The organism is Endozoicomonas sp. (genome assembly GCF_031844845.1).
Taxonomy (GTDB): Bacteria; Pseudomonadota; Gammaproteobacteria; order Pseudomonadales; family Endozoicomonadaceae; genus Endozoicomonas.
This window is the reverse complement of the sequence record NZ_JAVRMB020000176.1, coordinates 1-8,806: the sequence shown is the minus strand read 5'-3', so window position 1 is coordinate 8,806 and position 8,806 is coordinate 1. Positions and strand designations below refer to the sequence as shown.

Genomic DNA, 8,806 nt, shown 5'->3' with positions numbered 1-8,806 from the left:
CCTGATTGTGGCCATGTCCTGCGACAAGCCGGAAGACCATGGTTACCCACTCAGCCACTGGTCGGAAAATTCTCTGGCCATGGCTGCTCAGGATAAAGGCATCGTCCCATCAATCTCACGAGTGGGCGAGTGACTGATCTTGAGAATGAAATCCATCGTCTTAAGGGACTCAATTGCAAACCAGACATAAAACCCAATACCAAGCCGCCGGTAGCGCCAGAGAGTGACCAGCCAACGGACTCTGATGGGGATTCTGAGTCCACAGATGATGACAACACCACAGGCAAAAGCGAAGATGAAGAAGATGAGGAAAAGGACGATACCGGCAAACCTGACGAGCGCACTCGAAAAAAGCGAAAGAAGCCACCCAAGCCCCCAGTAACAAACCATGCAAGAAGGCCCCCCGACAACATACCAGAAGGTTCAATATTTAAAGGCGTCACTCCTTACGACGTACAAGAGTTGTCTTTTTCTGTTTCAGTGACCCGCTACGAGCTCGAACACTGGATTACCCCGGATGGTTCATTCATCAGTGGCCAACTTCCAGAGAGTATTCAAGGTTATCATTTTGGCCCCGAATTTCGGGGTTATATTTTGCACCAGCATCACGCCTGTGCTGTTACCGAGCCGATGCTGCTCGAATCCTTGTGGGATATGGGAGCATCGATTTCCTCCGGCCAGCTCAGCAACCTTCTGACCAAGAAGCATGAGGCCTTTCATGCCGAAAAAGATGAGCTTCTGGCCGAAGGCTTGCTGCATTGCGACTACCTGCAAACAGACGACACTGGTGCTCGGCACAAAGGGCAGAATGGCTATTGTACCGTTATCGGTAATTCTCTCTTTACCTGGTTTGGCAGCACCAAGAGCAAGAGTCGTGAAAATTTTCTGACGTTGCTGCATCGTCCATGGAAAATCCTTGTCCTGAATGAACACGCCATGAATTATCTGGTTGACCACGATTTCCCGGTTAAGTGGCAGAAAAAATTCCAGGATTGCCTGGGTGTCCACTTCATTAATCGTAAAGCCTGGGATGGCTTTTTAAACGACTGTGGTATGGACGGGCCAGACCTTCGGCGACGAGCTTCGGAAGCGATGTTATATGGTAGCCTGGTTGCTCACGGAGTACCTTCCGTTCTTCCCCTCCATAGCGATGGCGCTGGACAGTTCGATGTATTTACCCGTTCCGGATGCTGGCTTCATGCGGCGAGACCACTGGAACGGTTCATCCCGGTTAACTCGGAACAGGTCGAGGAGCAACACCAGCTGCTTTGCCGGTTCTGGCAACTCTACCGTGAATTGAAGGCTTTTAAGGAAAAGCCTGAGCCCTATAAAGCTGACGCCATTCGAAAAGAATTTCGTGAGCTGGTGCAAATCCCTGCGAAATGCTCGGAGCTGCGTGGCGCCTTGGGCAAGTTGGCTGTGAAAGAGCGAGAGCTATTAGAGGTACTGGACGACCCAAACCTTCCTATACACAACAATCTGAGCGAAAGTCAGATACGGGAGCACGTCAAACGACGAAAAATCAGCGGAGGGACTCGTAGCGAAGCAGGACGGCAAAGCCGCGACACATTTGCCAGCCTGAAAAAGACGTGTCGCCTTCATGGTATTTCTTTCTGGGAATATCTGAAAGACAGATTGAATGGGTTTGGTCTCATTCCCAGGCTCAGCAGTCTGATAAAACAGACTGCCAGTGGAGTTGTGGACGATTGTTTTACCAGTGGTTTTTGAGCACTTACTGACTTTCTTTATCAGTCAAGAGTCATTGACGCTTCATGCATATACTGAAATAAGTTTCGAATTCGCAGTATTGTGGATATCACACTGGCTTTGCAGCGAGTACAGAATTTCCAGTTCGATGCGTACTGGCTGAAACATATCGTCCCTGAAACAATCCTCCCACAAATTCGGTGTATGGAGCTAAATTTGCAAAAAATCAAGTTTCGTCATTACAAGGCTAAATCGCGATTAGTTAGAAAATATGGATTTTGCGAAGCATTCCCTCACGATTGGCAGCGTTTGCCTTCAGGGAGGATCCACGGTTTCAAACTGGACGGGGTTCAGTAGATTCGGGTTTCGAAGCCGTAGCTCATAAGCTCGGTATAGCATGGTTTATCATAGTCGGCTGTTATGTCGGGACGCATCAACAACATCGAATAGCTGCTATTAACGATGAGCTCAATAGTACCCTGTAAAAGTACATAGGAATGTAAATCAGTTCATCGATTTATCGGTGCTAAGATTGCTATCATAATGGAATCAGCAATTTCCTAAACCTGCTTAAAACCAAGGGTTGCAAGAATCCAGAAGTGTTTTTAGCCATGGAAGTGTGCCATTAACAGAACAAATCTATTATCAGAATTTTGTTCGAAAAGTTCCGGATTTTGTCCAGAAAAAGCATACCCCCTAGTAATATCAGGCTCTAGCCCAATGGAAACGGCGGGACTTGAACCCGCGTCCGCCAGCTCTACGCCTTCGGCTCTACATGCTTAGTTTCCGTTTTTAAATTAACGCAGCACGACCCAACGGTCAGGGTGAACTACGCGATCCTGAAAGTTTTAATCCAACAGCTACAGGAAAACTGGTGTGACGATTCTATTTTCGATTGCGATCATTTCCACCCAATAGACAAAACAGAGTGATCGGGAGCAGGCAGTTTTTAGGCGGCCATAGCTCCGTGGTAGCTATTATCGTTAGCAACTAATACGTTTGTAGTGTTTGGATTAACGAGCATCACTACACGCTCGACATGCACCTAAGGTTTCGTAACCGTCGTCGAATCCTGATCGCCCCCGGTAACTAAACGCTGTCGTATTTATGCCAAAATCGGAGGGCAAATGCAACTGCGTTTAGTACATACGTACTTTTACACTGAAAATAACACCATTGTCGTTAAATTATTCTGAGGAAAGGCTTCCAGAGCCTTTTACATGGGTTCTTTTCAATTTCAAGTGGATAAGACAGACTGCAATGAAGGATGATCAGGGAATACGCCACTCAAAATATACCAACGTCATCCCCGCGAAGGCGGGGATCCACTGCTCGGGATAGACTCCCACTCTCGAGATGGATTCCCGCCTTCGAGGCTGTCGCAAAACCCTCGCTCCCATGCTTTTAGGCCCTGGGGGTCCTGCGTGGGAATGCATACGGATCTGGCCGCATGTGGAGAAACCTCTCCTTGTCCGAATCTGTGGGGGTTTCAGGCTGGTTATTCACTTGTGGCGAGTACGGTATGCATTCCCACGCAGAGCGTGGGAACGAGGTGTCCGGAGGGTTTTGCAACAACCTCCTTCGCGGGAAAGACGGTGGTGGTTTAAATTGGCATATAAGACCTTTTGCAACAGCCTCCTTCGAGGGAAAGACGGCAGTGGTAGCAACCGGCACTTAAAATTTTTTGCGACAGTTTCCCTATATGGATCCGAACATAAAAAAAAGCCCCTAATCAATTTCTGATTAGAGGCATACGACATATTTCAGTCGAATCTTATTTACCGTAGTAAGCTTTCGTCAGCAACTCTTCCAGTTCAACGATCAGCGGCATACGTGGATTAGCAGTTGTACACTGATCTTCAAAGGCATGATTGGCAAGCATACTGACCTTTTCCTTAAAGGCCATTTCTGGCACTCCGTGCTCTTTCAGAGACAGAGGCATATCAACACGCTTCATCAGATCACGAACGGCATTCGCCAGCGATTTAACACCCTCTTCCGGTGTAGAGGCAGGCAGACCAAGGGTACGAGCTACTTCCGCATACTTCTCATGAGCAATGTAATACTCATATTTCGGGAAAGAAGCCACTTTGCTTGGGTTTGGACAACCATTGTATTCAATCACATGAGGCAGCAGTAACGCGTTGGCCAGACCATGAGACACATGGAATTCATGACCAACCTTATGGGCCATGGAGTGGTTTACCCCCAGGAACGCATTGGCAAAAGCCATACCGGCAATACAGGAGGCGTTGTGCATTTTTTCACGGGCTTTCTTATCAGCTGTATCGTAAGAAGCGGGCAGGTATTCAAACACCAGCTGAATCGCTTTCATGGCCAGCGCATCGGTGAAGTCCGACGCCATGATGGAGACATAAGCTTCCAGGGCATGGGTCAACACATCCAGACCGGTATCAGCCGCCACTTTCTTCGGTACAGTCTGAACCAGAACCGGGTCAATAATGGCCACATCCGGGGTCAGCTCATAATCAGCCAGCGGGTATTTGATGCCTTTATCTTTGTCGGTAATTACCGCAAAAGAAGTCACTTCAGAACCGGTACCGGACGTGGTAGGAATGGCCACTAAACTCGCTTTTTTACCCAGCTTCGGGAACTTGTAAACCCGCTTGCGGATATCCAGGAACTTTTGCGCCATGCCCGCAAAGTCTGCATCCGGCTGTTCGTAGAACAACCACATACCTTTGGCAGCATCAATGGGAGAACCGCCACCCAGGGCGATAATCACGTCTGGATTAAAGCGCTCCATCTCTTTGGCACCAGCGCGAATGGTGGCCAGACTTGGATCAGGCTCAACCTGATTAAACACCTGAACCTGAACCGGCACCTGACGTTTTCTCAGGTGATACATAACCTTATCTACATATCCAAGGGACTGAATGGTTTCGTCAGTTACAATGAATACACGAGAGATGTCCTGCATTTTCTCCAGATACTGAAGAGAGTTCGCTTCAAAATAAATCTTTCTTGGAAGCTTGAACCACTGCATATTTACCCGACGCCTGGCTACCCGCTTGAGATTAATCAGGTTAACCGCAGACACGTTAGACGTTGTACTGTTACCACCATAACTGCCACAACCCAGAGTCAGGGATGGCATATTGGTGTTATAGATATCACCAATGGCTCCATGAGTACTTGGGGAATTGATGATAATACGACCGGCTTTCATGGCCAGAGAGAAATGATCAATCACCTGATTGTCCTGGGCATGCAGCACGGCAGAGTGCCCCAGACCACCAAAATTCAGCATCTGGTCAGCCAGACGAATGGAATCGTCAGCATCTTTGGCTTTCAAAATACCCAGTACCGGAGACAGCTTCTCACGGGACAGTGGGAACTCTGGGCCAACACCTTCAATTTCACAGGCAAGAATACGGGTATTTTCAGGTACTTTGATACCCGCCAGCCCGGCAATGAATACTGGTTTCATGCCGACAATTTTGCTGTTAACGTGACCATCCATAATGACAACTTCAGCCAGACGACGGGTCTCTTCTGGAGAAGTGAAGTAAACATTCTGGCTTTTCAGCTCATTAACCACTTCTTTATAGACGGCCTGGTGAATAATGGCGGCCTGCTCAGAAGCACAGATCATACCGTTATCAAAGCTCTTGGAGAGCACCAGATCATTACAGGCCTGTTTGATATCCGCAGACTGATCAATAATGCACGGCACATTACCAGAACCCACACCCAGCGCCGGCTTACCGGAAGAATAAGCGGCTCTCACCATGCCGGAACCACCGGTAGCAAGAATGACAGCGACTTCAGGGTGAGTCATCAGTTTCTGAGTTGCTTCAATGGAAGGGTGCTCAACCCACAGCACACAGTCTTCAGGAGCACCGGCTTCAACGGCGGCATCACGAACAATACGGGCGGCGGCACTGGAACACTGCTGGGCAGAAGGGTGGAAAGCAAAAACAATCGGGTTCCGGGTTTTCGTGGCGATAATAGACTTGAACATGGTGGTAGACGTTGGATTGGTCACCGGTGTCACACCACAGACAATCCCCACTGGCTCAGCAACCAGCATGAAATCTTCTTCCGCATTATCTTCAATAACGCCGACAGTCTTGTCATATTTAATGGAGTGGTAGACGTACTCTGTCGCAAAGATATTTTTAATAACCTTATCTTCCAGAATACCCCGTCCGGTTTCTTCAACCGCCAGGCGGGACAGCTCCATATGGGCAGCCTGACCGGCCAGCGCCATCGCTTTGGTAATATTGTCGATCGTTTCCTGATCGAGCTTGAGAAACTCATCTCTGGCAACCACTGCCCGCTCAATCAAACCATTGATCTGAGCATCCACATCCTGAACATCTATATTTTGAACAACCGCTGCCTGCTTTGCGGGTTTTTCAGCCTGCTTTTTACCGGCCATGATTCTAATCCTCTAGTAGTTAACCAAGAAAACCTTCAAAACATTCGCCTGAGCTTGAGCGTCTTTTTTATTCTGTCGTTTTCTCAAGATCAGTAACATTATTTATTAAACTTGAAACCATCAGGAATCTGTCTTCTATCTACATCAATTCCAAGATAGTGCATCCTGTCTGTTAATGCCCGATCATTACCTTTAATCAATTTTCATATTCACTTAAAAACCATAACTTTCTGATTACAAACTTCTGATGTTAAAATATATAACTTTCTATTATTTACAAGACCTGAAAATAGTGGCTTCTAATATAAGACCAACCTCGTTTTTCTGCATTACAACACAGGAAATCCACAAAGAAATTGACTCAAGTCAATTAAACCCTATTGCATTTTTAATAAAAGAAAGTACCAAAAAACATCATATACATTCATTTGAAAATGAATCATACAACCCTGATAGAAGCTGGAAATTAAAGATAAAAAACATTTATTGTTAAAGAAAGCATACAAACACAAATAAAATGTCATCTTAACCACTTGTCAAATCACCAAGACAAACATCAGGAAACAATTAAAAACACCTTGTAACAATGCCTGTACAGCTGTACTTATCCCGTATTTTATTAAATGGGAAAATGTCTTTACCTGCTGTAGCCTTTCCGTATCATTAGCACAATTTTGATGTGTCCTATCCGGAATATCTAAAGCCTCTGGCCAGCAACCCCTGGAATGAGTAAATCATCTTCCTTACGTTGCGCCCGGGCCTTAAGAGAAGAACCCGGACCAGACATAGCATTAAACTGAAACACACTGCTAACCCTTGATCGAGGAAGAATCAGACTCATGTCCCAGAAAATCCTGGACCTGGTAAAACCAGGCGTAGTTACCGGTGATGACGTTCAGAAGATCTTTGCAGCTGCCAAGGCTGGCGAATTCGCCCTGCCAGCAGTGAACGTTGTCGGTACCGATTCAATCAACGCTGTCCTGGAATCGGCTGCCAAGGTCAAGTCGCCTGTTATCGTACAGTTTTCCAACGGTGGTGCTGCCTACCTGGCCGGTAAGGGTCTGAAAGAAGAAGGACCTGCAGGCGCCCTGGGCGCTATCGCCGGAGCAAAGTACGTACACGCTGTTGCCGAAGCTTACGGCATCCCTGTGATCCTGCACACCGACCATGCCGCACGCAAACTGCTGCCATGGATCGACGCACTGCTGGACGCTGGTGAAGCGTTCTACGAGCAGACTGGCAAGCCTTTATTCTCCTCGCACATGATCGACCTGTCTGAAGAGACTCTGGAAGAAAACATCGCGACTTGCGCCGAGTACCTGAAGCGTATGTCCAAGATGGACATGACTCTGGAATTCGAACTGGGCTGCACCGGCGGTGAAGAAGACGGCGTAGACAACTCGCAAATGGACAGCTCCATGCTGTACACCCAGCCAGAAGACGTTGCTTACGCTTATGAAATCCTGAACAAAATCAGCCCTCGTTTTACCATCGCCGCGTCTTTCGGTAACGTACACGGCGTTTACAAGCCAGGTAACGTTCAGCTGACGCCAACGATTCTGGACAACTCCCAGAAGTACTGCTCCGAGAAGTTCGGTATTCCAGCCAAGTCCCTGAACTTCGTATTCCACGGCGGTTCCGGTTCTACCCTGGAAGAAATCCGTGAAGCGGTGTCCTACGGTGTAGTGAAGATGAACATCGACACCGACACCCAATGGGCAGCCTGGGAAGGCGTTCTGAACTACTACAAGCAGAACGAAGCTTACCTGCAAGCCCAACTGGGCAATCCGGAAGGCGCAGACAAGCCAAACAAGAAGTCCTACGATCCACGGGTATGGTTACGTGCCAGCCAGACTTCAATGTCTGCCCGTCTGGAACAGGCCCATAGTGACCTGAACAGCATCGACGTACTGTAATGCTGTCCTGGCACCGGCTTTGCCGGTGCCTCCTCCCTTAAAACCAATCCTATTACATCCCACTCCGCCAGAAAAACCTGCAAGCTCGCAAACCCTCATCCCGGCTTAAAAAGCCCTACCCACAACCAGCAAGCCTTCTCTCAATATTGACTCCCTCCCACACCTCTATAGTTCGCCGCAAACTCCAGACAAGCTCACTCCCATGACCCCCTTGGGAATGCATACGGAACTTGCCGCAGGGTTTACTAATAGCCGTACTCTAAAGCGTCATGCAAAGCGAGAGAACGCAGAACCCATCCCTCCGAGTGCGCCTTCATCTGGATATTTCGTTTGTGCCGGATGTGGCATGCACTCCCACACCAAGCATGGGAGCGAGGTTATCCCCACGAAGGAGGCTGTCGCAAAAGCCTCCGAAATCCTCGTTCCCACGCTCGGCATGGGAATGCATACGGAGCTGACCGTATGATGGGAAACCTCTCTTTGCCCGGGTTTCCGGGAGTTTTATGCGGGTTGTTTCATTTGTGGTGGGCTCGGTATGCATTCCCGCGGGGGACCGCGGGAACGAGTTCGGAGGTTTTGCAGGCTTTTTCGACAAACTCGAAGGTGGGTATCGCAAAAGGTAGATTAAGCTTTGAACCACAAAGACACAAAGACACAAAGAAAAGAAGGGTCTGGTTTGTTCAACGGGTAGCCTGAGAGCAACCAAAAAAACTTTGTGTCTTTGTGCCTTTGTGGTTCCCTTCTTTTAGGGCTTTTGCGACAGCCTCCTTCGCGGGGA

The 8,806-nt window shown here is 48.2% G+C and carries 4 protein-coding genes and 1 other RNA gene; 2 read left to right on the top strand and 3 right to left on the bottom strand.

What is annotated here, in order from left to right; all coding sequences use genetic code 11:
* Positions 1–129: 129 nt before the first annotated feature.
* Complete coding sequence (locus RM811_RS09180) at positions 130–1,728, top strand: transposase (protein WP_402523201.1); 1,599 nt, start codon at positions 130–132, stop codon at positions 1,726–1,728.
* Positions 1,729–2,425: 697 nt separating this feature from the next.
* Here RM811_RS09180 and ssrA read toward each other — a convergent pair.
* From ssrA to RM811_RS09165, 3 genes are all read right to left on the bottom strand, one after another.
* Positions 2,426–2,791, bottom strand: a transfer-messenger RNA (tmRNA) gene (ssrA, locus tag RM811_RS09175).
* 690 nt (positions 2,792–3,481) lie between these two features.
* The gene (gene adhE, locus RM811_RS09170; protein WP_402523199.1) at positions 3,482–6,112 is read right to left on the bottom strand and encodes a bifunctional acetaldehyde-CoA/alcohol dehydrogenase; all 2,631 of its coding nucleotides are present in this window, start codon (positions 6,110–6,112) and stop codon (positions 3,482–3,484) included.
* Positions 6,113–6,809: 697 nt separating this feature from the next.
* The gene (locus RM811_RS09165) at positions 6,810–6,953 is read right to left on the bottom strand and encodes a hypothetical protein (RefSeq protein ID WP_402523197.1); all 144 of its coding nucleotides are present in this window, start codon (positions 6,951–6,953) and stop codon (positions 6,810–6,812) included.
* Here RM811_RS09165 and fbaA point away from each other — a divergent pair.
* On the top strand, positions 6,952–8,028 hold the full coding sequence (fbaA, locus tag RM811_RS09160) for a class II fructose-bisphosphate aldolase (RefSeq protein ID WP_402523195.1): 1,077 nt from the start codon (positions 6,952–6,954) through the stop codon (positions 8,026–8,028). The genes RM811_RS09165 and fbaA overlap by 2 nt on opposite strands.
* The last annotated feature ends 778 nt before the right edge of the window (positions 8,029–8,806 follow it).